At 72.2% G+C, this 25,182-nt stretch carries 20 protein-coding genes and 1 tRNA gene; 11 read left to right on the top strand and 10 right to left on the bottom strand.

What is annotated here, in order from left to right:
• Positions 1-32: 32 nt before the first annotated feature.
• From O7605_RS02105 to aceE, 3 genes are all read right to left on the bottom strand, one after another.
• Positions 33-968: a hypothetical protein gene (locus O7605_RS02105; protein ID WP_269737645.1), complete on the bottom strand. Its 936-nt coding sequence runs from the start codon at positions 966-968 to the stop codon at positions 33-35.
• Positions 965-2,254, bottom strand: a complete 1,290-nt coding sequence (locus tag O7605_RS02100; protein WP_269737644.1) for a choice-of-anchor B family protein — start codon at positions 2,252-2,254, stop codon at positions 965-967. Before O7605_RS02100 ends, O7605_RS02105 begins: the two co-directional genes overlap by 4 nt.
• Positions 2,255-2,551: 297 nt before the next feature.
• Positions 2,552-5,296, bottom strand: coding sequence for a pyruvate dehydrogenase (acetyl-transferring), homodimeric type (gene aceE, locus O7605_RS02095; protein ID WP_332317106.1), 2,745 nt, complete (start codon positions 5,294-5,296; stop codon positions 2,552-2,554).
• Positions 5,297-5,471: 175 nt separating this feature from the next.
• Between aceE and O7605_RS02090 the strand changes: the two genes are divergently transcribed.
• Entirely contained in the window at positions 5,472-5,876 is a 405-nt protein-coding gene (locus O7605_RS02090) for a YjbQ family protein (protein WP_269737643.1), read from the top strand.
• Between the two features lie 95 nt (positions 5,877-5,971).
• Here the strand turns inward: O7605_RS02090 and O7605_RS02085 are convergent, their stop codons facing one another.
• Positions 5,972-7,639, bottom strand: a complete 1,668-nt coding sequence (locus O7605_RS02085; RefSeq protein WP_269737642.1) for an alkaline phosphatase D family protein — start codon at positions 7,637-7,639, stop codon at positions 5,972-5,974.
• Positions 7,640-7,832: 193 nt separating this feature from the next.
• Here O7605_RS02085 and O7605_RS02080 point away from each other — a divergent pair, with 193 nt between their 5' ends.
• From O7605_RS02080 to O7605_RS02055, 6 genes are all read left to right on the top strand, one after another.
• The gene (locus O7605_RS02080; protein ID WP_269737641.1) at positions 7,833-8,324 is read left to right on the top strand and encodes a MarR family winged helix-turn-helix transcriptional regulator; all 492 of its coding nucleotides are present in this window, start codon (positions 7,833-7,835) and stop codon (positions 8,322-8,324) included.
• Between the two features lie 37 nt (positions 8,325-8,361).
• On the top strand, positions 8,362-11,199 hold the full coding sequence (locus tag O7605_RS02075) for a thiamine pyrophosphate-dependent enzyme (protein WP_269738677.1): 2,838 nt from the start codon (positions 8,362-8,364) through the stop codon (positions 11,197-11,199).
• 109 nt (positions 11,200-11,308) lie between these two features.
• Positions 11,309-11,746, top strand: coding sequence for a DUF3052 domain-containing protein (locus tag O7605_RS02070; protein WP_164449321.1), 438 nt, complete (start codon positions 11,309-11,311; stop codon positions 11,744-11,746).
• Between the two features lie 53 nt (positions 11,747-11,799).
• Positions 11,800-12,264 carry a peroxiredoxin gene (locus tag O7605_RS02065; protein ID WP_269737640.1) on the top strand — a complete coding sequence of 155 codons (465 nt, stop codon included), beginning with the start codon at positions 11,800-11,802 and terminating at the stop codon, positions 12,262-12,264.
• A gap of 86 nt (positions 12,265-12,350) precedes the next feature.
• Positions 12,351-12,425: transfer RNA gene (locus O7605_RS02060), tRNA-Val, on the top strand.
• A 92-nt stretch (positions 12,426-12,517) separates the two neighbouring features.
• Positions 12,518-13,381, top strand: a complete 864-nt coding sequence (locus tag O7605_RS02055) for a hypothetical protein (protein ID WP_269737639.1) — start codon at positions 12,518-12,520, stop codon at positions 13,379-13,381.
• 325 nt (positions 13,382-13,706) lie between these two features.
• Here the strand turns inward: O7605_RS02055 and O7605_RS02050 are convergent, their stop codons facing one another.
• Positions 13,707-14,567: a hypothetical protein gene (locus tag O7605_RS02050; protein WP_269737638.1), complete on the bottom strand. Its 861-nt coding sequence runs from the start codon at positions 14,565-14,567 to the stop codon at positions 13,707-13,709.
• A gap of 144 nt (positions 14,568-14,711) precedes the next feature.
• Between O7605_RS02050 and O7605_RS02045 the strand changes: the two genes are divergently transcribed.
• Positions 14,712-15,509 carry an alpha/beta fold hydrolase gene (locus tag O7605_RS02045; RefSeq protein ID WP_269737637.1) on the top strand — a complete coding sequence of 266 codons (798 nt, stop codon included), beginning with the start codon at positions 14,712-14,714 and terminating at the stop codon, positions 15,507-15,509.
• 159 nt (positions 15,510-15,668) lie between these two features.
• On the opposite strand, the gene O7605_RS02040 is transcribed toward O7605_RS02045, so the two are convergent.
• From O7605_RS02040 to O7605_RS02030, 3 genes are all read right to left on the bottom strand, one after another.
• A complete protein-coding gene (locus O7605_RS02040; protein WP_269737636.1) occupies positions 15,669-16,607 on the bottom strand; it encodes a phosphotransferase in 939 nt (312 codons plus the stop codon).
• Positions 16,608-16,748: 141 nt separating this feature from the next.
• Positions 16,749-18,095 carry a glycosyltransferase gene (locus tag O7605_RS02035; RefSeq protein WP_269737635.1) on the bottom strand — a complete coding sequence of 449 codons (1,347 nt, stop codon included), beginning with the start codon at positions 18,093-18,095 and terminating at the stop codon, positions 16,749-16,751.
• Entirely contained in the window at positions 18,092-18,277 is a 186-nt protein-coding gene (locus O7605_RS02030) for a hypothetical protein (protein ID WP_269737634.1), read from the bottom strand. Before O7605_RS02030 ends, O7605_RS02035 begins: the two co-directional genes overlap by 4 nt.
• Before the next feature lie 372 nt (positions 18,278-18,649).
• On the opposite strand from O7605_RS02030, the gene O7605_RS02025 reads away from it, so the two are divergent.
• Positions 18,650-19,795 (top strand): polysaccharide pyruvyl transferase family protein, encoded by a 1,146-nt coding sequence (locus O7605_RS02025; protein ID WP_269737633.1) that lies wholly within the window; start codon positions 18,650-18,652, stop codon positions 19,793-19,795.
• 18 nt (positions 19,796-19,813) lie between these two features.
• Here O7605_RS02025 and O7605_RS02020 read toward each other — a convergent pair whose 3' ends face one another.
• Positions 19,814-20,020 (bottom strand): hypothetical protein, encoded by a 207-nt coding sequence (locus O7605_RS02020; protein ID WP_093401294.1) that lies wholly within the window; start codon positions 20,018-20,020, stop codon positions 19,814-19,816.
• A gap of 108 nt (positions 20,021-20,128) precedes the next feature.
• Complete coding sequence (locus tag O7605_RS02015; protein ID WP_269737632.1) at positions 20,129-20,998, bottom strand: carbohydrate kinase family protein; 870 nt, start codon at positions 20,996-20,998, stop codon at positions 20,129-20,131.
• A gap of 89 nt (positions 20,999-21,087) precedes the next feature.
• On the opposite strand from O7605_RS02015, the gene O7605_RS02010 reads away from it, so the two are divergent.
• Positions 21,088-24,219, top strand: a complete 3,132-nt coding sequence (locus O7605_RS02010; protein WP_269737631.1) for a DEAD/DEAH box helicase — start codon at positions 21,088-21,090, stop codon at positions 24,217-24,219.
• A complete protein-coding gene (locus O7605_RS02005; protein ID WP_269737630.1) occupies positions 24,216-25,142 on the top strand; it encodes an SWIM zinc finger family protein in 927 nt (308 codons plus the stop codon). Before O7605_RS02010 ends, O7605_RS02005 begins: the two co-directional genes overlap by 4 nt.
• The last annotated feature ends 40 nt before the right edge of the window (positions 25,143-25,182 follow it).

The raw sequence follows: 25,182 nt of genomic DNA, 5'->3' as shown, positions 1-25,182 counted from the left end.
ACCGCTCGTCGGAGTCCCGGCGTGGGGTCGACTCACACGACCACGGTGAACGCGGCGACGCGTACCTCGTCGAGGTGCCGGAACTCGAAGAACAGCCGGTAGGTGCCGGCCGACGGCACGGTGACACCGAACGCCACCACGGAACTGGGCTGGCTGGCCGCCGCCGGGTGCACGTGCAGGTACGCCAGGTCGCCCTGGCGCAGCGCCACCAGGTGCCCGTACGCGCCCAGGTGCCGTTGCAGGTCGTCGACCGGCCGCCCGTCGTGGCCGAGCCAGACGAGCACCTGGTTGGACTCGCCCGCCCGTAATCCACCGTCGAGGGTGACCGTGTAGCCGTCCACCAGGATCGTCTCCTCCGGTGGTGCCAGCGGGCCGGCGGCGTACCGCCCGGGGACCGGCACGTCGACGCCGAGCGTGACGCCCGCGGGCGCACCCTGCGGCCAGAAGTCCGCGATGGCCCGCAGCGGGCCGGGCCCGGCCGGCGTGACCGTGACCCGCCAGGTGCCGTCGGCCGACATCTCCGGATGCACGTGCTGGTAGCCGGAGAGGTCCCGACCGACCAGGATCAGGTGCATCCGGCGCTCGTGGTTCTCCTGGAACGTGGTGAGCGCCGCGCCGGCCGCGTCGGTGATCCGGAAGGCCAGTTCGCCCGGCCGGCCGGCGGCCAGGCTCGGGGTGTCCAGGGCCAGCGTCCAGCCGTCGCGGGACACCTCCAGTCCGCCCGGGCCGTGGCCGAGGTGCGCGGTGGACGCGGCCCGGGGCGCCGGCGCGGAGGCCGGCGTGCCGGCGCGACCGGCGAAGAAGCCGACGGCCAGGGTCAGGCCGAGCACCAGCGCGGCGGCGGCGTACCGCCACGCCGTGCCGCCCGCCGGTGCCGCCGGCGACAGGTCGGGGCGGGGGCGCCCCGGGTGGGACGCCCCCTCGACCTGGCCGGCGGCCGTCGCCGGCCGATGGTCGATGCTGGTCATGACAAGCGGGGCTGGAGGACGAACAGCCCCTGCTCGATGCCGCTGACCACCACGATGCCGCTCGGGTAGTACGGATAGGTGCTCCACGCCCCGTTCATCGAGGCGCTGTTGCTGGACGGGTAGATGTCGAAGTACCCGGCCTCGGTGGCCTGACCGCTGGCCACGTTACGCAGGTCCAGGATGCGCAACCCGGCGCGGTAGTTGGCCTGGTAGCTGTAGCTGCCCTTGACGTACTGGTTGTGATCGGTGGCCTGCACCCCGGACGGGGCGCTGTAGGTGCCGATGTGCCGAGGTGCGTCGAGGTCGGCCAGATCCCAGATGTAGGTCTGCGTCCGCACCCCGCGCCGGGTCTCGTCCAGCTCGTCGTCCAGCAGGAAGTACCGCTGGTTGTCGGTGAACCAGCCCTGGTGGGTGTACGCCCGCCCGCTGTAGCCGATGCGGGACAGCTGCCGGGGCGCCGACTTGGTGGTCACGTCGACCACGGTCACCGTGTCCTCGTTCGAGCTGACGCAGATCTCCCGCCCGGTGTAGGTGGTGTCCGGACCCCGGTAGACGACGCACTGGGTGTCGTGGGTGTAGCCGTCGTTGCTGACACAGCCGGCGTACCCCGGGGACTTCGGGGTACGGATGTCGATCATGTGCAGGCCGCCGCTGCACGTGTTGGTGCCGACCGCGTACGCGTACCCGGTCTGCTCGTTGATGGCGATGTTGTGCGAGTTGCCGAACCGGCTGTAGTGCGTGTTGGCCGTCCAGGTCTGCGGCGCGGTGACGCCGCGGAGCCGGGTCAGGTCGAACACCTGCATGCCGTGCCCGGAGACGTCCGCCACCACGTACGCGTGGTCCCGGTAGACCTTGATGTCCCGCCAGATCGCGGTGCGGTTCTGGTACGCGGGCAGGTTGCCCAGGTAGACCGGAGCGGTCGGGTTGGACACGTCCACGAACGAGGTGCCGTTGCGCCGGCCGACGAGCGCGTACTCCTTGCCGGTCTGCGGATCGGTCCAGCCCCAGATGTCGTTGGCCTGGCTGCCGCCGATGCTGGACAGCGGCAGGAACGACAGCAGGTCCACGTTGCGGCAGGGGTAGCCCGACGCCTGGCCGTTGGTGCAGGTCGCGGCGGCGGCCGCGACGAGTTGCTGAGTGGGTTCGCGCTGGGCCATGAACTCCTGGGCCGACGCGCGTCCGGCCGGGGTGGCCGGGTCGTGTGCCACCGAGGGCGAGCCTGCCGGGAGCATCGACACCACCAGGGCGCCGACGGCCAGGGTGAGGCCGATCCGGACGATTCGCATGAACGCTCCCTCCCGTCGCGCGCCGAGGCGGCGGTGACGTCCCGGCCGGCGGTGGACGGGCGCGACGGGGGTAGGTCCACCGGCCGGCCTGGTGTCCCCGGGTACCGCTGAAACACCTATCGGCAATTGTGGATGCGTTGTGTTACACGAAACAGATGCTCATCGATACCGGATGGGTCATATCTGCGCACCGCCGCGGCGCGGGGCCCACCGCGCCGGGCTCCGGCGGCGCATGCGGAAGGGCCCGGCGCGGCGTGACACCGTGCCGGGCCCCTCGATGGGAGACCTTCCCCTGGTTCAGCTGTCGCCGCCGGTCTCACCGACCGGGGCGGCGTTGACGTCGTCGATGGCGTACTTCTTGGCCGCCTCGGCCGGCACGTGGGCCGGCACCGCCCCGCGCAGCGCGAGCTGCCGCAACGTCGCGACCGCGACCGACTCGGCGTCGACGTGGAAGTGCCGCCGCAGCGCGTGCCGGGTGTCGGACAACCCGAACCCGTCGGTGCCCAGCGAGGTCCAGTCACCCGGCACCCAGCGGGAGATCAGGTCCGGCACCGCGCGCATCCAGTCGCTGACGGCGACCTTCGGGCCGTCGGCGTCGGCCAGCTTGCGCTGGATGTACGGCACCCGCTGCTCGGCGCCCGGGTGCAGGAGGTTGTACTCCTCGCACTCCACGGCGTCCCGGCGCAGCTCCGTCCAGGAGGTCACCGACCAGACGTCGGCGGCCACCCCCCAGTCCTGCGCCAGCAACTGCTGTGCCTTGAGCGCCCACTGCATGCCGGTGCCGGAGGCCAGCAGGTTCGCCCGGGGGGCGTCCCCGTCCAGCGACGGAGCGGGGGAGTAGCGGTGGATGCCCTTGACGATGCCCTCGACGTCCACGCCGTCGGGCTCCGCCGGCTGGTGGATCGGCTCGTTGTAGACGGTGAGGTAGTAGAAGACGTTCTCCTGCTCCTCGCCGTACATCCGGTGCAGGCCGTTCTCCATGATGTGCGCGATCTCGAACGCGAACGCCGGGTCGTACGCGACGACCGCCGGGTTGGTGGCGGCCAGCAGCAGGGAATGCCCGTCCTCGTGCTGGAGGCCCTCACCGTTGAGCGTGGTGCGTCCGGCGGTGGCGCCGAGCACGAAGCCCCGGGTCATCTGGTCCGCGGCGGCCCAGAAGCCGTCGCCGGTGCGCTGGAACCCGAACATCGAGTAGAAGATGTACATCGGGATCATCGGCTCGTCGTGGGTGGCGTACGACGTGCCGGCCGCGGTGAACGAGGCGACCGAACCGGCCTCGTTGATCCCCTCGTGCAGAATCTGCCCGGCGGTCGACTCCTTGTACGACAGGAACAGCTCCCGGTCCACCGAGGTGTACCGCTGGCCGTGCGGCGAGTAGATCTTGGCGGTCGGGAAGATGGAGTCCAGGCCGAAGGTGCGTGCCTCGTCGGGGATGATCGGCACCCAGCGCCGGCCGAACTCCTTGTCCTTCATCAGGTCCTTGAGCAGGCGGACGAAGGCCATCGTGGTGGCCACCTTCTGCTTGCCCGAACCGCGCTTGACGTCGGCGAAGCGCTCCGCGCCGGGGATGGCCAGCTTCTTGGCGCTGGTCCGCCGGGTGGGCAGGTAACCGCCGAGCTGCTTGCGCCGCTCGTGCAGGTACTGCATCTCGTCGGACTTCTCGTCCGGCCGCAGGTACGGCGGCAGGTAGGGGTTCTCCTCCAGCGCCGAATCGGGGATGTCGAGGTAGAGCCGGTCGCGGAAGGTCTTCAGGTCCTCCAGCGTCAGCTTCTTCATCTGGTGCGTGGCGTTGCGGCCCTCGAAGTGCGAGCCGAGCGTCCAGCCCTTGATCGTCTTGGCCAGGATCACGGTCGGCTGGCCGGTGTGCTCGGTCGCCGCCTTGTACGCCGCGTACAGCTTGCGGTAGTCGTGGCCGCCCCGCTTGAGGTTCCAGATCTCGTCGTCGGTCAGCCCCTCGACCATCTTGCGGGTGCGCGGGTCACGGCCGAAGAAGTGCTCCCGTACGTACGCGCCGGACTCCGCCTTGTAGGTCTGGTAGTCACCGTCGGGCGTGGTGTTCATCAGGTTGACCAGCGCGCCGTCGGTGTCGGCGGCGAGCAGCGGGTCCCACTCCCGCCCCCAGACCACCTTGATGACGTTCCAGCCGGCGCCCCGGAAGAACGCCTCCAGCTCCTGCATGACCTTGCCGTTGCCGCGTACCGGCCCGTCCAGCCGCTGCAGGTTGCAGTTGATGACGAAGGTGAGGTTGTCCAGCTCCTCGCGGGCGGCCACCCCGATCGCGCCCAGCGTCTCCGGCTCGTCCATCTCGCCGTCGCCGAGGAAGGCCCAGACGTGCTGGTCGGAGGTGTCCTTGATGCCCCGGTGGTGCAGGTACCGGTTGAACCGGGCCTGGTAGATGGCGTTCAGACCGCCCAGACCCATGGAGACCGTGGGGAACTCCCAGAAGTCCGGCATCAGCCGGGGGTGCGGGTACGAGGGGAGGCCGCCGCCGGGGTGGGACAGCTCCTGCCGGAAGCCGTCGAGCTGGTTCTCGCTGAGCCGGCCCTCCAGGTACGCCCGCGCGTACATGCCGGGGGAGGCGTGCCCCTGGTAGAAGATGTGGTCGCCGCCACCAGGGTGGTCCTTGCCCCGGAAGAAGTGGTTGAAGCCGACCTCGTACAGCGAGGCCGAGCTGGCGTAGGTCGAGATGTGACCACCGACGCCGATCTCCGGCCGCTGCGCGCGGTGCACCAGCATCGCCGCGTTCCACCGCACGTACGCCCGGATCCGGCGCTCGACGTGCTCGTCGCCGGGGAACCACGGTTCACGCTCCGGCGGAATGGTGTTGATGTAGTCGGTGGTGGTCAGCGACGGCACGCCGACCTGACGCTCCCGGGCGCGCTCCAGCAGCCGCAACATGACGTAGCGGGCTCGCTTGGTGCCACGGTCGCCAATGACACCGTCGAGCGACTCGACCCACTCGCTGGTTTCTTCGGGGTCGATGTCCGGAAGCTGGCTCGGCAGGCCGGCCGTGATCACCGGGCGCTTGCGTTCCGTAGCCACAGGCGTTCCCTCGGTTGTGTGTGGGATAGGTCTCTAGCGCCATCCTGCCCCGTCGTGGCACTCGCCGTCACGTCCACCCGGCCTAAGGGCGACGCTCGACACAGGTACCAACCAGTAACTTTGCCGTCCCCCGGCGGTCGCGGCGGGCCGTCGCCCGGTGCGGAAGAATGCGGGTGTGCGCAGCGAACTGATCACCGTCCGGACCGGTTCCCGGCCGACCGTCCGGGACATCACCGCCGAGGCCGAGCAGTTCGTCGCCGGCTGCGGCGACGGGCTGCTGCACGTCTTCGTGCCGCACGCCACCGCCGGCGTGGCCATCATCGAGACCGGGGCAGGCTCGGACGACGACCTGCTCACCGCGCTGGACGCCGTGCTGCCGACCGACGAGCGGTGGCGGCACCGGCACGGCTCACCGGGACACGGTCGCGATCACGTGCTGCCCGCCTTCGTCGCCCCGTACGCGACGCTGCCGGTGCTCGGTGGGCGGCTGGCCCTGGGTACCTGGCAGTCGATCTGCCTGGTCGACACCAACGGTGACAACCCCACCCGGCAGGTCCGGTTCTCCTTTCTCTCCGGCTGACGCCACCCGCGGTGTCCCGGGCAGGACCGCGCCGTCGCCCCCCGGGGCAGACGGCGCGGTCGCGGAAGCTGCGGCGTTCCCGGCCGAGCGGCCGGTCAGGGCCGAACGGTCTCGGTCTCCACGGTGCGTTGCCCGGCGTCGACGTCCGCACCGGCGGCCCGCGCGGCGGCCGGCGGGTCGTCCCGGGTCAGGTGCAGCCCCGGGACACGGTCCTCGATGACGAACCGGGCGCGGGTCCGGGCGGGGGCACCCGGGCTGCTCACGAACGGCAGCACGTCGAAGTCGGCGGTGAGCTGTTCCCCGGTCAGCGTGGTCCGGACGTAACCCCGCAGGTTGTTGTGGAAGCGCAGGTGCGGATTCCAGGCCAGCCACGGGTGCGTCCCGGTCGCCGAGTCCGCCCCGTCGCCACCCGAGGTGATCGAGGAGCACACCAGCTCGCTGCCGACGGTGCGTGAGGTCGGATCGGCGTAGTCGAGCTTCAGGTCGCTGGCCCAGTGCGCGTGCACGTCGCCGGTGAGCACGACCGGGTTGCGTACCCCGGCCGCCAGCCACCCCCGGGTGATCCGGTCCCGCGAGGCGAGGTAACCGTCCCAGGCGTCCATGCTGGTCACCGTGAGTGGTCCGGAGTCGCGGTCCCGCTGGGCGAAGAAGACCTGCTGGGCGAGGAGGTCCCAGCGGGCCGAGGAGCGGCGGAACCCGTCCAGCAGCCACGCCTCCTGCCGCTCGCCGAGGATGGAGCGGCTCGGCTCGGCCGCCTCCGGGCACGACTGGTAGCCGTCACCGCAGGCCTGGTCGTCGCGGTACTGCCGGGTGTCGAGCAGGTGGAAGGTGGCCAGCCGGCCCCAGTGCAGCCGCCGGTAGAGCTGCATGTCGACGCCGCGCGGCAGCGAGGTGCGGCGTAGCGGCATGTTCTCGTAGTACGCGCGGAAGGCGGCCGCCCGCCGGGCCGGGAAGTCCGGGTCGGGTGCCTCCGGCACGTCGTCGGCCCAGTTGTTCTCCACCTCGTGGTCGTCGAAGACCACCGCCCACGGCGCGACGGCGTGGGCGGCCTGAAGGTCCGGGTCGGTCTTGTACTGGGCGTGCCGCTGCCGGTAGTTGGCGAGCGTGCGGGTCTCCGGACCCTCGTGGTCGCGCGGGTTCCCACCGGGTGCGGTGTAGGTGTCCCGGGCGTACTCGTACTGGTAGTCGCCCAGGTGCAGGACGAGTTCCGGTTCGGTCTCGGCCAGCCGCCGGTACGCGGTGAAGTACCCGTGCTCGTACTGCGAGCAGGAGGCGAAGGCCATGGCGAGCGTCGCGGGCAGGCTCCACGGTGCGGGTGCGGTGCGGGTCCGCCCGACCGGCGACAGGTGCCGCTGCACCCGGAACCGGTAGAAGTACTCCCGGCCGGGCAGCAGGCCGGTGAGTTCGACGTGCACGCTGTGCGCGCTCGCCGCGTGCGCGTCGACGACTCCCCGCCGCACGACGTGCCGGAACCGCTCGTCGGCCGCGAGTTCCCAGAAGACCGGCACCATGCGGTCGGGCATGCCGCCGAGACCGTCCTCGGCCAGCGGCTGCGGCGCCAGCCGGGTCCAGAGCACGAAGCCCTCGTGGTCCGGGTCGCCGGAGGCGACACCGAGCGTGAACGGGTAGGCCAGGGCTCTCCCGGGCGGCCGGGACGGAGCCGGCGCCGCGCTCGCGGGCAGCGCGCCACCGGCGATTCCGGTGGCACCGGCCGCGCCCGCCGCCAGGCCGGAGAGCAGGATGGAACGTCGGGACAACGACACGATTTGCCTCCCCAGGTCGGTACGTGGTCCACGGGGAGACTCGCTTCCGTCGATGAATCGGGGGTGAAAGAAAGAACCCTTTCCCGCCGCTATTGCCCGAACAAGGGCCGAGCGCGGCAGATCCGGCGAACCTTCCGGCCGCCGACACCGATCGGACGAGGTCGGCGGGGGTCCGCCGACCTAGGATGTGACCATGTCACGGCCGATCATCGCCCCGGTCGGCCGGGAACCGGTCGACCGCGCCGGGCTGGCCGGTGACGCGGTACGCCGGATCATGCACGTCGCCGCCGCCCTGCGGCACCACCAGGATCTCGACATCGCCGCGCTGGGCCTGACCCCGGCCGTGGCCCGCGCCCTGTACCAACTCGACCCGGACCGTCCGCTGCCCGCCCGCGACCTGGCCGAGCAGCTGCGCTGCGACCGGTCCAACGTCACCGCCCTGGTCGACAAGCTGGAGCAGGCCGGGCTGGTCGAGCGCCGGGTCGACCCGACCGATCGGCGGCAGAAGACGCTCGTGGTGACCGACGCCGGGCGGCGGATGCGTGATCGGGTCCATCTCGTGCTCTCCGACTCGCGGCTGCTGACCGCGCTCGACGACGAGGAACTCGCCGCGCTGCGTGAGCTGGTGTGGAAGGTCTCCGACGGCGGCTGTCCCGAGGACTGTGGCCCGACCGGGCGGGCGTGAAACGCACTCGACTGTGCGATGCGTGCCCCGGTCGGTAATGCTGTCGGACGTGACCACCCCGCAGGATCTCGATGACCGGTTCCGGGAGAGCCTGGCCGCCCTCGCCACACCGCCGCATCGTGGCGACCCGACGCGCCCGGTGGCCGAGGGCAGCGCGCTGACCGGTACCCAACTCCTGGACCTCTTCGACGCCCAGGTCACCAGCCGGCAACTCGACCTGGCCGCCCGCTGGCTGCGCAGCTTCGGCGAGGGCTACTACACCATCGGCTCCGCCGGTCACGAGGGCAACGCCGCGGTGGCGGCGGCCCTGCGGCCCACGGATCCGGCCCTGCTGCACTACCGCTCCGGCGCCTTCTACTGCGTCCGCGCCGCCCAGGCCGACCCGTCCACGCCGCCCACACCGGCTGTGCCTCCCGCGCCGGTCGTGCCGCCGACACTGTCGCCGGCCGTGGCGATCGCCGGCGACGGTCCGGCCACGGAGACGGCGGAGGCTGGCCAGCCCGTCGAGGTCGACGCCTCCGGCCGGCAGTCCGCCCTCCCGGACCGGGCGGAGACCGGCGAACGACAGATCGCCGGTGCGCCGGACCAGCCGGCGAGCGGTCCGGTCACGGCGGAAACCGACCCGCCGAGCGGTGCGAGCGCACCCGGTGACCGGCCCGACGCGGCGGGAACCAACCCGCCGGGCGGTGCGGGCGCGGCCGACGACGGGTCCGACGCGGCGAACGACCGGACGGACGCGGCCGCCGACGCCCCCGCCGTCGACCCGGTGGGAAAGGCAGCCGGGGCCGCAGACCGACCGGCGGCAGTGCCACTGGCCGACCCCAGGCCCGCCACCCTGACCATGGCGGTCTCCGGGCCGGGCGACGGCGTCGGACCCGGCAGCGTCCGGATGGCGGTGGTCAAGCGGCCGGTGCCCCGGGCGTACGCCGAGGCGGCCCGGGACGTCCTGCGCGGCATGGTGGCCTCCAGCCAGGAACCGATCGCCGGTGGCCGGCACAAGGTGTTCGGCCGGGCCGATCTCGCGGTGGTCCCGACGACCTCCACCATCGCCTCGCACCTGCCCCGCGCGGTCGGGATGGGTCTCGCGGTCGAGCGACTGCGCCGGCTCGACGCCCGGGGGGAAGCGAACCGAACCGGTGCGGAGCCCGAACCGACGCCCTGGGCGGCCGACGCCATCGTGGTCTGTTCGTTCGGCGACGCCTCGATCAACCACGCCAGCGCCACGGCCGCGTTCAACACCGCCGGCTGGTACGACCACACCGGGTTGCGCATCCCGGTGCTCTTCATCTGCGAGGACAACGGGCTGGGCATCAGCGTCCGGTCGCCGCAGGGATGGGTGGCGACGGCCCTGCGGTCCAAACCCGGCATCCGGTACTTCGCCGCCGACGGCACCGACCTGGTCGGCACCTACGAGGTGGCGGTCGAGGCGGCGGCCTGGGTACGCCGGCACCGACGCCCGGCCGTGCTGCACCTGACCACGGTCCGGCTGATGGGCCACGCCGGTGCGGACGCCGAGAGCGCGTACCGCCCCGCCGCGGAGATCGCCGCCGACGTGGCCCGGGACCCGGTGGTCGCCACCGCGCGGCGGCTGGTCGACGCCGGACTGGCCAGCGGAGCGGAACTGCTGGACCGCTACGACGAGATCGGCTGGCAGGTCCGCCGGATCGCCGAGGAGGTGCTCGACGAACCGAAGCTGGCCGACGCCGCCGAGGTGATCGCCCCACTGGCACCGCGCCGCCCGGTCCGGGTGGCCCTGGCGGTCGCGGACGCGGGTGCCCGCGCCGCCGGCCCGGACGCCGGGGCGCGGGCCGAGGCGTTCGGCGGCAAGCCGCCGGAACTCGCCGGGCCGCTCACCCTCGCACAGAGCCTCAACGCGGCGCTCACCGACGGGCTGCTCAACCACCCGCAGATGGCGGTCTTCGGCGAGGACGTCGCCGCCAAGGGCGGGGTCTACGGGGTGACCAAGGGGCTGCGTGACCGGTTCGGTGCCGCCCGGGTGTTCGACACGCTGCTCGACGAGACCTCGATCCTCGGCCTCGGTCTCGGCGCGGGCCTGGCCGGCATGCTGCCGGTGCCGGAGATCCAGTACCTGGCGTATCTGCACAACGCCGAGGACCAGCTGCGGGGCGAGGCGGCCACCATGCGGTTCTTCTCACAGGGGGCGTGGCGCAACCCGATGGTGGTGCGGGTGGCCGGGCTGGCGTACCAGGAGGGGTTCGGCGGGCACTTCCACAACGACAACTCGGTGGCCGTACTGCGGGACGTGCCGGGCCTGGTGATCGCCGTGCCGGCCCGGCCGGACGACGCGGCGGCGATGCTGCGGACCTGCCTGGCCAGCGCGGCGGTGGACGGCAGCGTCTGCGTGTTCCTGGAGCCGATCGCGCTCTACCACACCCGCGATCTCTACACCGACGGTGACGGCGAGTGGCTCGCCCCCTACGCCGAGCCGGCCGCCTGGGCCGGTGGTCACGTCCCGGTGGGGCGGGCCCGGGTGTACGGCGTCGGTTCGGCCGAGGACGTCACGATCATCACCTTCGGCAACGGCGTACGGATGGCCCTGCGGGCCGCCTCGGTGCTGGCCGACGAGGGCATCGGTACCCGGGTCGTGGATCTGCGCTGGCTCGCGCCGCTGCCGGTGGCCGACCTCATCCGAGAGGCCGCCGCGACCGGTCGGGTGCTGGTGGTGGACGAGACCCGCCGGTCCGGTGGGGTGGGCGAGGGAGTGATCGCCGCGTTGGTGGACGCCGGATATGTCGGGGCGGCACGCCGGGTGGCGGCGGTTGACTCTTTTGTGCCCCTGGGTCCGGCCGCCCGCCAGGTCCTGGTGTCCGAGGAGGCCATCACCCAGGGTGCCCGTACGCTGCTGGCACGGTAAATTTCGTTCCACCCGGTGCGCCACTTGCGCAGGAGGGCACAACTGTGTGGACTTTGCCTGACGGCGTCGAGCAGACGCCGGCTCGGACGAGATGAGGAGGCACGCGACAGTGAGCGCGACCGCTGGTCAGGCTGCTGACGGGGTACGCAGCCTGGCGGACCGGTTCGGCATCGAGCCGGGGATGGTCGTCATGGAGATGGGCTACGACGACGACGTCGACTCCGATCTCCGGGACGCCCTGACCGACCGTTGTGGAGATCTGGTCGACGAGGACACCGACGAGGTCGTCGACGCGGTGCTGGTCTGGTACCGGGACGGCGACGGTGATCTTTTCGAGTTGCTCGTCGACGCCCTCGGCCCGCTGGCCGACAACGGGGTCGTGTGGCTGCTGACGCCCAAGGCCGGCCGCGAGGGCCACGTCGAGCCGAGCGAGATCGCCGAGTCCGCACCCACCGCCGGCCTCCAGCAGACCTCCACGGTCAACGCCGGCAAGGACTGGAGCGGTGCCCGACTCGTGCTGCGTCGCGGCGCCAAGGGCAAGAAGTAACCCGACCCACGGCGAGCGACCGAGGCCGTTCCGAATCCACCCGAGGAGTTCGCATGCCCATCGAGGTTGGCGTCGAGGCGCCCGACTTCGTGTTGAAGGACCAGAACAACCAGCAGGTCCGGCTCTCCGACTTCCGCGGCCGACGCACCGTCCTGCTGGTCTTCTACCCGCTGGCGTTCACCGGCGTGTGCCAGGGTGAGCTGACCGAGGTGCGGGACAACCTCGACGAGTATGTCAACGACGAGATCCAGGTGCTGACCGTCAGCGTCGACTCGGTGTACGCCCACAAGATCTGGGCGGAGCGGGAGGGCTACGAGTTCCCGCTGCTGTCGGACTTCTGGCCGCACGGCGCGGTCGCCCAGGCGTACGGCGTCTTCAACGACGTCGCCGGCATCGCCAACCGCGGCACCTTCGTCATCGACCGGGCCGGCGTGGTCCGCTTCGCCGAGATGAACCCGCCCGGCGAGGCCCGCGATCAGCAAGGCTGGCGCAAGGCCCTGGCGGAGGCCGTGGCCTGACCCGACCCGTCGGGTGCGAGGCGTCCGTCCGGGCCGGCGGCTGGCAGGGTAAGCTTGCCAACCGCCGGTCCGCCGTACGGCGTCCCGGGCGCGTAGCTCAGTGGGAGAGCACTCGCCTTACAAGCGAGGGGTCGCAGGTTCGAAACCTGCCGCGCCCACCACGCACCACCAGCACGCCGAGTTGGTGCTGAGGAACCAGCCCGGAGGAGACGGCCTGGGTAGTAGGCCCGTCCGACCCCGGTAGCCTCGCCTGATGAGTGGATTGCCGTCGATCCCCGTCGCCATTCAGGAGCACTGCGACGGCCCTCACGATGCCTGGCTACTTCCCCGGCTACAGATGCGGCTCAGACCAGCAGCAGCAGCCATCGACGTTCCGCGTGCGAAGCTGGGCGGCCAACCCGTCTGGCTCGGGCCGCCCACCTGGCCGTTGTCCCGCAGCCTGGGCATACCGATGATGTTCGTCGGCCAGATCCCCGTCCCCGGTGAACCGACGAGTCTCGCCTACCTGTTCGTCACCGACGATCCTCAGGGCACCACCGAGACCTTCGACGCCGAGGCCGGCGAGAACGCACTCCTGGTTCAGCCCGCCGGACGCATCCCACCCTTCATCGTCACGATCGGCACGGCCACCGGTCCATCCCTGTGGCGACGGGGCATGACATGGGACGAGCGCGTCGGCGTCGAACTCGCCGTGGATCTGGTCCCACCGGATCCGGCCGCCGAGGCAACCCTGGACGCGGAGATCGCAGCCCAGGAGGCCGAACGCACCGGCGTATCGCTGGACATTCCAGACGCTGCCGATGCAGACGACAGCGCCCTCCCGCCCTACAGCTACGTCGGGGGCAAGGTCCACCTGTGGCAGGTCGACCTCCAGGGGATACCGGCCGACTGGCGGTTCCACTTCCAGCTCGACGGCGGAGAAGGCCACGGACCGGATGACACTACGCCCTCAACTTCGGCGGAGGGACCGGATACGGCTTCCTCTCTCCGGACCTCCGCGAAGGCCGCTTCCTATGGGACTGCGTCTGACAGAGATCCACCGAGTCCGGCCTCAAGCCCTCCTCAACGTGATTCCCAACCTGTGCGTCATCAACGACGATGCCGGCGTGCCTCTTGACGATGAGCGATACCTCGAAGCGCATGTCGACTTCGGCAACATCACAGGCTTCTTCGTTCGGTTGGACGTCGAGCTGCCGCCCGAGACTCTGACACGCGATCTGCCTGGTCCAGGCGATGACGCGCCTCACGGGTGGTTGGCACTGTCTCCGGAGCGAGCGGAGGCGTTGGCGGCTCAACTCGTCGAGCGCGCTCAAGCCGTACGTGCTGCTAGGGCTCGCTGGCCCCGGAGCAACCAGAATCGAGTGCCGGGTGACTGACTCGGTGACGAGAGCGTCGCACACGCTCGGTCGCAGGTGCGAAACCTGCCGCGCCCACCACACCCTCTACTCGGTTCGTCCGCTCAGGTTGAGGATCGCGGGCAGCAGCGTCAGCCCGAACAGGATCAGCATCACGCCCGACCCGAGGTCGAGCACGCCGATCAGGCTGCCCACCGAATTGTGCGTGGTGAAGGGCGACTCGCCCAGGAAGGACATGCTCGACGCGGTGTGCAGGCAGGCCGCGGCGACGGCGCTGGGACCGTAGCCGACCGCGCTGCCGTCGAGGTATCGGAAGGAGCCGAAGGAGACCGCTGCCGTCAGGCAGAGCATGGAGTTGGCCAGCACCATCGAGGCGGCGAGGTAGATGTAGACGCGCAACTCCGCGAGGTTCTCCCCGGTCGAGTCGACCCGGGTCCGGTGAAAGCCCGTGGTGAGGAACCGGCGGGCGTAGCCGCGTACGGTCAGATACCAGGTCAGGGCCTCGAAGAACATCGCGATGACGATGGCGGCGGCGACGAGTGCGGCGGCGAGAGTGAGCCAGCGGGCGCCCGGCGGCCGGGGGAGGAGGAAGGCGGGCCCGGCGGTGCTGAGGACGGTCAACGCGACCAGTCCGGGCGCGGTGAAGCAGACCGTGGCCCAGAGCCGCAGCGCGACGGCCGCCGCCCGCCACGGCCGGGATCGTCGCTGCCACCGCAGGTACCGTCGCCGGATCCGGTGATCTTTGGCGCCGAACGGGAAGAAGGTGCCGCCGCACTCGTCCAGCAGGCGAAGCTTGGCCGCGTCGTCGGCGGGCGGCATCCGGTCGTACGCGAGCCGGTAGTCCCGGCCCCGTTCGCTGATCCAGCGGATCGCATTCGTGATCGCGGTCACCTTCAGCAGCCCGTGCAGGATGATCGTGACGTTGAGCAGGTCGACGACGACGGCCACCGCAGCTCACCTCGTCCGGGTGGGCACCTACCGAGAGGATCGAGTCCCACCGATCGTATCGGCGTCGACCCACTCGGCCCTGGTCCGCTCGGACGGGATTCGACGCGGCGTGGTCGGTCCCGACCCGGACGTGGAAGGAGTCAGATGGGCTACGCGCGGCTCGACGGCGTCCGACTCTGGTACGAGACGCAGGGTGCCGGTCGACCGCTGGTGCTGCTGCACGGCGGGTTCGGCACGGTGGAGACCTTCGCCGCGATCCGGCCGGCGCTGGCGCGGCGTCGCCTGGTGGTCAGCGTCGATCTTCCCGGGCACGGCCGCACCCCGGACACCGGACGCCCACTGCGGTACGAGTCGATGGCCGACGACGTGGCGGCGCTGATCGTGCACCTCGGCCTGGCCGAGGCCGAGGTGCTCGGCTTCTCCCTCGGCGGTGGGGTCGGGCTGCGGATGGCGGTGCAGCACCGGCAGTTGCTCCGTCGTCTGGTGGTGGTCTCCGCGCCGTGCCGGCGGCAGGGCTGGTTTCCCGAGGTGCTCGCCGGCATGCCCGAGCCCGACGAGGCGGCCGCCGAGCGGATGCGCGGCACCCCGCCCGAGCAGCTCTACCGTCGCGTGGCACCCCGGCCCCAGGACTGGCCACTGCTCTGGACCAGGACCGCTGAGCTGCTGCGTCGTGACTACGACTGGTCCCCGGAGGTCGCCTCGATCACCACCCCGACGATGCTCGTCTTCGCCGACGCCGACTCGGTCCGCCCGGCACACATGGTGGAGTTCTTCGGCCTGCTCGGCGGCGGGCACCGGGACGCCGGGTGGGACGGCACCGACCGACCGGCCGCTCGACTGGCCGTCCTGCCCGGACTCACCCACTACGACATCGTCGACTCACCCGCCCTGCCCACGGCGGTTCTCCCCTTCCTCACCCACGTCTCCACCCCACCCACCTGACACCCCCGACCCCGCCACCCCCGCTGGCGGGTGTGGGGTCACCGCGACACGCGGCAGCAACATCAGGGATGTTGCGGTGTCACTTTCGCTGGAGGCGGCAGTTTCGGGGATGTTGCTGCCTCGAAGATCGGGCGGGGCGCGGGTCCGGCGGGGCCGACGTCAGGTGTCGGCGCGCTCGGCCAGCCAGGTGAGCAGGGCCTCGGCCTGTGCGTGCTGGAACTCCCGGAGGGTGGGGATGCCCGGCGGCGGGGGCAGGCGGGCCCGGTCGGTGAAGAAGCCGGCCAGGCCGGCGTAGAGGCCGGTCACCGCGTCAGGGTCGGCTGCGGCGGTCAGCGGCAGGCGGCGCAGCAGGGCCTCGGTGTCGTGCCCACCCTGCAGGCGTACGTCGAGCAGCAGCATCGCGGTGTCCAACCAGGCCGGGCCGCGGGCCGCCCAGGGCCAGTCGACCACGGTGACGCGGCCGGTCCGGTCGACGAGCAGGTTGTCCGCGCGGAGATCCACGTGGCACAGGGTGTCGCCGGTCAGCGACGCGAGGCCACGGTCCGCCCAGGAGCGGAGTTCGTCGAGATGGGCCCGGGCCCACGGGTTCATCTCCGGTGGCGGGTCGTCGACGATCCGCCGCCAGCCGGCGAACTCGTCGGCCAGCCGCTCGGCGATCACCGGTACTTCCGTCACCGGGCTGGGCGTGAGTGCCGTCGCCATCCGGTGCAGGGCGTCCAGCACCGCGTCGAGTTCGTCGGTGCGCCACGGGGTGACCGGGTGGCGCCCGTCGACGTCGGTGAGTACCAGGGCCACCCAGTGGCCGTCGTCGTGACAGCCGAGTAACCGGGGCGTCGGGGCGTACTCGGGCAGCCTGGCGGTGATCCGCGCCTCGGCCCGGTGCATGTCGGGGGTGTCCGGGTTCTGCGCCGGGCTTGCCGCCTTGACGAAGGCGCGCCGACCGTTGGCGGTGCGTACCCGGTCGGCGGTGCCGGGGGAGTATCCGCCGGGCTGCGACACCGCTTCGACCACCCGGTCGCCGAGGATCTCCTCCACGGCGGATCGGACATCGGGGGGCAACTGGGCCCACCGCAACCGATTCCTCGTCTGCGTGCGCATGGCCTTCACGCTGCCCGGCGGGCACCCGAGCGGGCAAGGCGTTTCCCTCGTCGAAGGGTCCGCCAGGACTGCCGGGCGTAAGCCGTGCGGGCCGGCGGTCGGCAGGGGTGAGGTTGCCGACCGCCGGCCCGCGTACGGCGGTCAGCGCGCCAGCACGACCTCCACCTGCTGCCGGGTGCCCCAACCGGTCCGCCAGCACGTTGCCGCCCCGTACCAGCGGATCACTCGCAACACCACCGCCGCGAACACCACCGCCACCGGCGCCAGCAGCCACGTCCACACCCGGCGGCCGGTCGATTCGTCAGACCGGCGGACCGTCAGATAGCGCAACGTCTGCGCCCACCCGACGATGAAGGTCACCGACAACAGCCACGGCAGTGCCGTGAGCGTCGGTTCGACCACCGGGGACACGAACACGACGGTCACGAACACCACCGTGGCGACCACCATCGACGCCCAGCGCAGCAGATGTGCCCACCAGGCGTACGACCGCAGCGGCAGGTACCGCACCCGCCACCAGGAGCGGATGAAACTGCCCCGCATCCACCGCAGGTACATGCGGCACAGGTGGCCGAACCGGTCCGGCATCAACGCGAACGCGAACGCGGTCGGCTGCTGCACGGTGCGCCCCCTGACCATCGCGTACAACGTCAACAGGGAGTCGTCCGAGAAGGCCACGTTCCGGCCGAAGAACCGTTCCGTCAGGTAGCCGTCAAGGTTGTCCCGGACGACGTCAGCCCGATAGGCGGCGATCGGGCCGGAGTTCACCCACACCGCTCCGAACACCGACAACGACGACCGGTCGGTGAGCTGACCCGTGACGAACCACAGGTCGGTGATCCGGGCGAGAAACGACGACCCCACGTTCGCGGCCATCACCACGCCGGCCACCGACTGCACACGAGGATCAGCGAATGGCAGCAGCAACTCGTCGAGCGCCCGCGGATCGGAGACCGTGTCCGAGTCGACCGTCCAGTAGATGTCCGCGTCGCCGGTGGTGCGTACCGCCACGGCCTGCGCGTGCCGCTTGCCGGCGTTGGCCTGGACATGCCACGACACCGCGATGCCGTGCCTGGGGGCGGTGGCCATGAACCACCGCCGCACGGTGTCGTAGCCGCCGGTGTCGGTCGAACCGTCGTCCACGACGTAGATGACGTCAGGGGTGCGGGTCTGCCTGACCATGGATTCGAGGCAGGCACGCAGCGCCGCCGGGTCCTCGTTGTAGACGGGGACGATCGCCACCACCCGCAACCCGTCGAGATACTCGCGGGCCTGGCCGGTCGCCGTCGCCGGCCGCTCCAGGTAGGCGCCGCCGATCTGCCACAACAGCAACAGGAACAAGCCCGCGTACACGTAGGTGAAGCGGTGCCCGGCGCCGTCGAGAGCGCCCGAGACCGCGAACACGTGGTGTATCGCCCACACTGCCGCGGCGGCCAGCACGACCGCCGCCGCGAGCAGCACCCGTCGGGGTCCGATGCGCGCGCTCATCCGTCGATCGGCCGTCCGCGTCGGAACGTCAACCGGATCATGCAGGCACCGGTGACCACCATCAGCACACCGACAGCGGCGATGACGAGCGGCAACGACAGTTGCACGACGCCGACACCAGCGGTGCCGCCGATGGTGACCACGTCGAGTCCGGTGCGGGGCAGGGTGCTACCTGACGACATCGAGTTCTCCGCTCGGGGCTGCGGGGGCTGTGGCGGCGGGCAGGGTGCAGCCCCAGTCGTGCCCCGGCCGCCGCGTGGATCAGCCGCTCGGGGTGCGGGATCCGGTCGACACCCTCGCAAAGCCGCCAACCAGGGTCAACCACGCTCTGTCACCCCATCGAGCTAATCTGTGACCGCCTGACGCGCGCCGCAGCCGGCCGTTGCCGGGGTAGTCGGCTTGTCGACAGCGGCCCCGCGTGGAATGCCGCAGTCTGTCCGGTCGGCCAGGGTGCCGGCCGCACCCATTCGTCAACCGCCGCCGAGCAGACCGCGAGGACTGTTCACCGGCGCAGCGGGAAACCTCGAACGGACGCACCTGGGGAGGAGCGACGGATGACGCGTGCCGGACTGACCATCGGCGTGCTCGGCTCGTACGGTGGGCGCAACCTGGGCGACGAGGCGATCCTCACCGGTCTGCTGACCGATCTGCGTCAGCAGGAGCCGCACGCGCGGATCATCGTGTTCTCACGGAATCCGGCGCACACCGCCGTCGCCCACCCGGACGTGGAGGCGGTGCCGTGGGAGGGGGTCAGCCGCACCGACTCGGCCCTCGTGCTGTCCCAGCTCGACCTGCTCATCCTGGGCGGCGGCGGCATCCTCTACGACAAGGAGGCACGCCGCTACCTACGGGTGGTCCGGGTGGCGCAGGAGCGGGGTCTGCCGCTGCTGACGTACGCCGTCGGCGTCGGGCCGCTCAACGAGATGGTGGACACCGGCATGGTCCGGGAGACGCTGGCCGGCGCGGTCCAGGTGACCGTACGCGACCAGGAGTCACGGATGGTGCTGGAGGAGGCCGGCCTGCTGAACCCGATCACCGTCACCGGCGATCCGGCGTTCCTGCTGGAACCGGAGGACTTCCCCGCGCAGTTCCTCCGCGAGGAGGGTGTGCCGGCCGGCAAACGGCTGGTCGGGATGAGCGTGCGGGAACCGGGCCGGGCGGCGGAACGGCTGGACGTGGACGGATACCACCGGCTGCTGGCCCAGATCGGTGACTTCCTGGTGCACCGGATCGACGCGCACGTGCTGTTCGTGCCGATGGAACGCGACGACATCCGGCACTCGCACGGCGTGCTGTCGCACATGATCGCCGCCGAGCGGGGGCGCATCCTGCACGGCACCTACTCACCGCAGCAGATCCTCGGGCTGATGAAGCACTTCGACCTCGCGGTCGGTATGCGCCTGCACTTCCTGATCTTCGCGGCGATGATGGGCACCCCGTTCCTGCCCCTGCCGTACGCCGGCAAGGTCTTCGACCTCGCGCAGCGACTCGGGGTGCCGGCGTTGCGTGGCGTGGAACGCGAGGTGGAGGGCCCGCTGCTGGCCGAGGTGGACCAGTTGTGGGACGAACGCGAGCAGCGGGCCGAGGTCACCGCCCAGCGGGTGGCGCGGGTGTGCGACGAGGCCAGGGGCACCTCCCAGGTCACCCGGGCGGTGCTGGAGAGCCTGCGCAACCGGTCGCTGGTCGAGGTCGGCGCCTGACCGGCACGGGGGTCGGGGTCAGACCGCCGGTCCCCGCCAGCAGTAGCGCCACTGCTGCCGGTCGGTGTCGACGGACTCCAACTCGTAGATCTCCGCTGCCGCCAGCCCTTGCGGCCCCAGGTGGTGGTGGGTCAGTGGGGGCCGGCCGTTCGGGTCCAGCTCGACGGTGACGTGCTCACCGTCGGCCGTGCCGCCCACCAGCGGGATCTCAACCGTGGATGCCATGCGCCCATCCTGCCCCGACCGTCGCCGACCCGCAGGGCGAAGCACGATGTCCCGGCTCGGTCCGGTGGTCCCCGGGCCGGCAGCCCGGTTCGGACGGGTACCCGTCGGTCAGTCGCGGGGCAGCAGGCCCGGTGGGTACTCCATGCCGTCGTGGGTGCAGGCCGCGGCGGCGACCCGGGACGCGTACCCGGCCGCCTCCGCCCAGGTCGCGCCGCGCGACCGGGCCGCGATGATCCCCGCCGCGAAGGCGTCCCCGGCGCCGTTGGTGTCGATCACCGGGCCGGGCGGCACGGCCGCCGGGATCCGCCGCACGTCGCCGCCCAGGTGCAGGTCGGCGCCGTCGGCGCCCCGGGTCACCAGCACCGGGCGCGGCGCCAGCGTGCCGGCCACGGCCGCCGCCCGGTCGTCGAGCGCCGCACCGCTGACCAGCACCAGTTCGGCGACGTCGGCGAAGGGCGGGTGGTACGGATTGTGCCCGTCCCAGTCGTGCAGGTCGGTCGAGCTGCCCACCCCCTCGCTGAGCAGGCCACCGAGGTCGGGCAGCAGTTCCCGCACCCATCCCATGATCGACAGATGGACGTGGGTGGCGTCCTGGATCAGCTCCGCCACCCGGGCCGCCGTGAACGGGGGTGGACCGTCCGAGTCCCGGGGGTCGTACAGCGACATCCGCCGCCCGTCGGGGTCGACCAGGTTCACCGACCGCCGGGTACCCGCCGGGTCGTCCGCCAGGACCGTCCGCACGCCGGTGCCGGCCAGCGCGGCCCGCACGACGGCACCGGCCGGGTCCACGCCCACCGTGTCGACCACCGTCACCCGTAGCCCCAGCGCGTGTGCGGCGAGCACCACCCCGGCTCCGGTGTTGCCGACCCGCAGCTCGATCGGGCCGACGGTGACGGAGTCGACCACCGGCAGCGGCAGCCGGGGCACCCGCACCCGCACGTCGACGCCGAGGCCGCCGATCACCAGGAGGTCGCACATGGCGCCGACGCTAGCCGGTCGGCGCCGCCTATCCTGGCCCCGGGTCGCCGCCGCGGTAGTGCGGGCCCGTCCGGTCCGAGGGGGAGTGCGTGCTGGTCGTCCATGGGATGTGGCTGCCCGGGCGGGGTCTCGCGGTCTGGGCCGAGGACAGCACCCTGCCACCGGCGGCCCCGCGCCGCCCCGGCCGGGCACCACGGGCCCGCCCACACCCGTTCGCCGCCGGACACGGCGCACTCGTCGCGCTGCTGGCCGACGCCGCCGAACCGGACGACCTCGGCACGGCGCTGCTGCGCCTGCCCACCCGCGCCGGCTCGCCGCTGGACTCGCCGGAACTGGTCCGCACCACCGAGCTGGCACCGGTACGTGGTCCGGTCACCCTCGCCGGGTGGCAGGTTCCGGTGCTGGCGTACGCCCCGGACGCCGCGCTGTCGGTGCTGCGTACCGTCGAGAAGCTGGCCGCCGCCCCCGGCGCGAGCCTGCGCCACCTCGCCGAGCTGGCCGACTTCGCCACCGACCTGGCCACGCGCGGCCGGGTCCTGCCCAGCCTCGCCGATCCGGCCCCGGCCGCCGACCAGCCCTCGACCGCCGAGGGCTCCGCCCGGGCGGTGTGGCGGCCGTTGCTGACCGGCACGGACGCCGCCTGGGCCCGGTCACTGGCGCTGGCCCTGCCCCCCGCCGCCCGAGCCGTGGTCGAGGCGGAACTGTCCGCGACCCGGGCGTCCGACCCGTCCGACGGGCCGGTCGAGGTGCCCGGGCTGCTGGTCGCCGACGCGCTCGACGCGCTCACCGACGCGGCCGTACGCGCCGTCCTGCCACCGATGACGCTGGCCCGGGGGACGCGACCGAACGGTGCCGTGGCGGCCTGGCTGGGCGCGTTGACCGGCCCCCGGCGCGGGTTCACCGCCGAGGCGGCGGCGCTGCGCACGCTGCGCAGCGAGCTGGACCAGTGGCAGCGCGACGCCGCCGGTGGCACCGTTCGGGCCAGCTTCCGGCTGGTCGAGCCGTCGGCCGACGAGCTGACCGGACCGGTGACGGTGGTGCCGGCCGACCCCGGTGCGGTCGTCGCGACCACCGGCCCGTGGCGGATCGAGTTCGGACTGCGCGCCACCGACGAGCCGGGGCTGCACGTCGACGCCGGGCAGGTGTGGCGCGGCGGCGGTGTGACCGTGGCCGGCGACCATCCACAGGAGATCCTGCTCGCCGAACTCGGCCGGGCCAGCCGGCTGTGGCCGGAACTGGACGAGGCGCTGCGCACCGCCCGACCGGAAGGGCTGGAGCTGGACACCGAGGGGGCGCACCGGTTCCTGCGCGAGGGCGCGCCGACGCTGCACGCCGCGGGCTTCACGGTGCTGCTGCCGTCCTGGTGGCGGCGTCCCACCTCGCGGCTCGGTGCCCGGCTGCGGGCCCGCTCCCGCAGCGCGCCCGGCGCGGTGACTGGCCCGGACGACCGGGTGGGACTGGACGCCCTGGTCGACTACCGCTGGGAACTGGCCCTCGGCGACGAGCCGTTGACCTCCGACGAACTGACCCGGCTGGCGGAGCTGAAGACCCCCCTGGTACGGCTGCGGGGGCAGTGGGTCGAACTGGACCCGAAGCGGCTCGCCGCCGGCCTGCGCCTGCTGCGGTCCACCGGCGAGCTGACCGTGGCCGACCTGCTGCGGCTCGGCCTGTCCGACGCCGAACAACCGGACGCGTTGCCGGTGCTGGAGGTGAGCGCCGACGGCGCGCTCGGCGACCTGCTCGCCGGTGCCGTGGACCGCCGGCTCGCCCCGTTGGACGAGCCGCCGTCCTTCCAGGGCACGCTGCGGCCGTACCAACGGCGGGGGTTGGCCTGGCTGGCGTTCCTTCAGTCGCTGGGGCTCGGTGGGGTGCTCGCCGACGACATGGGGCTGGGCAAGACGGTGCAACTGCTGGCGTTGCTGGCCGCCGACCCGCCGCAGGCCGGTCCGACCCTGCTGATCTGTCCGATGTCGCTGGTCGGCAACTGGCAGCGGGAGGCCGCCCGGTTCGCCCCGGACAAGCGGGTACACGTGCACCACGGCCCCCAGCGGGCCCGCGGCGCCGAGTTCACCGCCACCGCGCACGCCGCGGACCTGGTGCTCACCACGTATTCGGTGGCCGCCCGGGACGCCGCGGATCTGGCCGGCGTCGACTGGCACCGGCTGGTGGTGGACGAGGCCCAGGCCATCAAGAACGCCGCCACCCGGCAGGCCGAGGCGGTCCGCGCACTGCCCGCCCGACACCGCATCGCGGTCACCGGCACGCCGGTGGAGAACCGGTTGGCGGACCTGTGGTCCATCATGCAGTTCGCCAACCCGGGCCTGCTCGGCCCGGCGGCGACGTTCCGCAAGCGGTTCGCCGAGCCGATCGAGCGGCACGGGGACACCGAGACCGCCGAACGGCTCCGCCGGATCACCGGACCGTTCGTGCTGCGTCGGCTCAAGACGGACTCGTCGATCATCTCGGACCTGCCGGAGAAGCTGGAGATGGAGGTCTTCTGCAACCTGACCACGGAGCAGGCGGCGTTGTACCGGGCGGTCGTCGACGACATGCTGGCTCGAATCGAAGCCAGTACCGGCATCGAGCGGCGCGGGCTGGTGCTGGCCACCATGACGCGCCTCAAGCAGGTCTGCAACCATCCCGCGCAGTTGCTCCGCGACGGCTCGCCCCTCGACGGTCGGTCGGGCAAGCTGGCCCGGTTGGAGGAGATCCTCGACGAGGTTCTGGCGGCCGGGGAGAAGGCCCTGTTGTTCACCCAGTACGCGGAGTTCGGTGGGATGCTGCGCGGGCATCTGTCGGCCCGGTTCGGTCGGGAGGTGCTGTTCCTGCACGGTGGGGTCGGCAAGGCCGACCGGGACGCGATGGTGGCCCGCTTCCAGTCCGCCGGCGGGCCGGCGTTGTTCGTGCTGTCGCTCAAGGCCGGCGGGACCGGGCTGACGCTGACCGCCGCCAACCACGTGGTGCACGTCGATCGGTGGTGGAACCCGGCGGTGGAGGACCAGGCCACCGACCGGGCGTTCCGGATCGGACAGCGGCGCCGGGTGCAGGTCCGCAAGTTCGTCTGTGCCGGCACGGTGGAGGAGAAGGTCGCCGCGCTGATCGCCGACAAGCGTGGCCTCGCCGCCTCGGTGGTCGGCACCGGCGAGCAGTGGGTCACCGAGCTGTCCACCGCCCAGCTTCGTGACCTGTTCGCCCTGGAGGCGGGGGCGGTGGCCGAGTGAGCGCCGACGACGGCGGCAGGTTCGCCGACTACGGCCCGCCGCGCCGGGTCGACGGGGGCCTACGGGCCCGTAGCACCCGGGGCGCGATCGGGGTCTCCTGGTGGTCCCGCCGCTTCCTGGAGGTGCTGGAGTCGTTCGCGCTCGGCACCCGGCTGACCCGGGGCAGGTCGTACGCCCGCGCCGGCCAGGTGCTCCGCCTCGACGTCGCGCCGGGCGTGGTGACCGCGGTGGTGCAGGGTTCGCGCGCCAAGCCGTACCAGGTGAGCGTCGCGCTGCCGCCCTTTCCGGCCCGGCTGTGGGACCGGCTCGAGCGGGAACTCGCCGCCCAGGCGTTCTTCAGCGCCCGGCTGCTCGCCGGTGACCTACCGGCCGAACTGGAGGAACTGTTCATCGCGGCCGAGGCCCCGCTGTTTCCGGCGGCGATCGGCGAACTGGACCAGCGGTGCTCGTGTCCGGACGTCGCGGTGCCCTGCAAACACCTCGCCGCCACCTTCTACCTGCTCGCCGAGGCGTTCGACGCGGACCCGTTCACCCTGCTGCACTGGCGTGGTCGCAGCCGGGCGGACCTGCTCGCCCGGCTGCGGCGACTGCGCGTCGAGGACCAGGCGTCGACGGAGACCGGCCCGGCCGACACCGGCCGGGACGCCGGGCCGGCGGACGCCGGCGGCGGACGGACCGGGCACCATGAGGTCGACGTGCCCGCCGCCGGTGCCCTTCGGGCGCTCGCCGACCTGCCCGTCACGCCGCTGGCCGAGGCGGTGGACCGGTTCTGGTTGCCGCCCGTGCCACTGCCGGACCGCCCACCGAGCCTGACGGCCCGGCCGGATCTGCTGTTACGACAACTGGGCGCGCCCGCGCCGGCCATCGGTGGGCCGGGACTGGTCGAACGCCTGCGTCACGCCTACCGCCAACTCGGCGACTAGGCCGGCCGGTCACGTCCGGTCCCGGACCGAACGGCTTCCG

The organism is Verrucosispora sp. WMMA2121, from assembly GCF_027460185.1.
In the GTDB taxonomy this organism is placed as follows: domain Bacteria; phylum Actinomycetota; class Actinomycetes; order Mycobacteriales; family Micromonosporaceae; genus Micromonospora; species Micromonospora palythoicola.
This window is presented reverse-complemented; position numbering and strand designations above follow the sequence as displayed.

Excerpts from the sequence above, each read along its gene's own strand:
- O7605_RS02065 (WP_269737640.1), top strand. The coding sequence starts at position 11,800 with ATGCCCATCGAGGTTGGCGTCGAGGCGCCCGACTTCGTGTTGAAGGAC.
- O7605_RS02055 (WP_269737639.1), top strand. The coding sequence starts at position 12,518 with ATGAGTGGATTGCCGTCGATCCCCGTCGCCATTCAGGAGCACTGCGAC.
- O7605_RS02040 (WP_269737636.1), bottom strand. The coding sequence starts at position 16,607 with ATGCGCACGCAGACGAGGAATCGGTTGCGGTGGGCCCAGTTGCCCCCC.
- O7605_RS02015 (WP_269737632.1), bottom strand. The coding sequence starts at position 20,998 with ATGTGCGACCTCCTGGTGATCGGCGGCCTCGGCGTCGACGTGCGGGTG.
- O7605_RS02100 (WP_269737644.1), bottom strand. The coding sequence starts at position 2,254 with ATGCGAATCGTCCGGATCGGCCTCACCCTGGCCGTCGGCGCCCTGGTG.
- O7605_RS02025 (WP_269737633.1), top strand. The coding sequence starts at position 18,650 with ATGACGCGTGCCGGACTGACCATCGGCGTGCTCGGCTCGTACGGTGGG.
- O7605_RS02105 (WP_269737645.1), bottom strand. The coding sequence starts at position 968 with ATGACCAGCATCGACCATCGGCCGGCGACGGCCGCCGGCCAGGTCGAG.
- O7605_RS02045 (WP_269737637.1), top strand. The coding sequence starts at position 14,712 with ATGGGCTACGCGCGGCTCGACGGCGTCCGACTCTGGTACGAGACGCAG.
- O7605_RS02035 (WP_269737635.1), bottom strand. The coding sequence starts at position 18,095 with ATGAGCGCGCGCATCGGACCCCGACGGGTGCTGCTCGCGGCGGCGGTC.
- O7605_RS02030 (WP_269737634.1), bottom strand. The coding sequence starts at position 18,277 with ATGTCGTCAGGTAGCACCCTGCCCCGCACCGGACTCGACGTGGTCACC.
- O7605_RS02020 (WP_093401294.1), bottom strand. The coding sequence starts at position 20,020 with ATGGCATCCACGGTTGAGATCCCGCTGGTGGGCGGCACGGCCGACGGT.
- O7605_RS02080 (WP_269737641.1), top strand. The coding sequence starts at position 7,833 with ATGTCACGGCCGATCATCGCCCCGGTCGGCCGGGAACCGGTCGACCGC.
- O7605_RS02075 (WP_269738677.1), top strand. The coding sequence starts at position 8,362 with ATGCTGTCGGACGTGACCACCCCGCAGGATCTCGATGACCGGTTCCGG.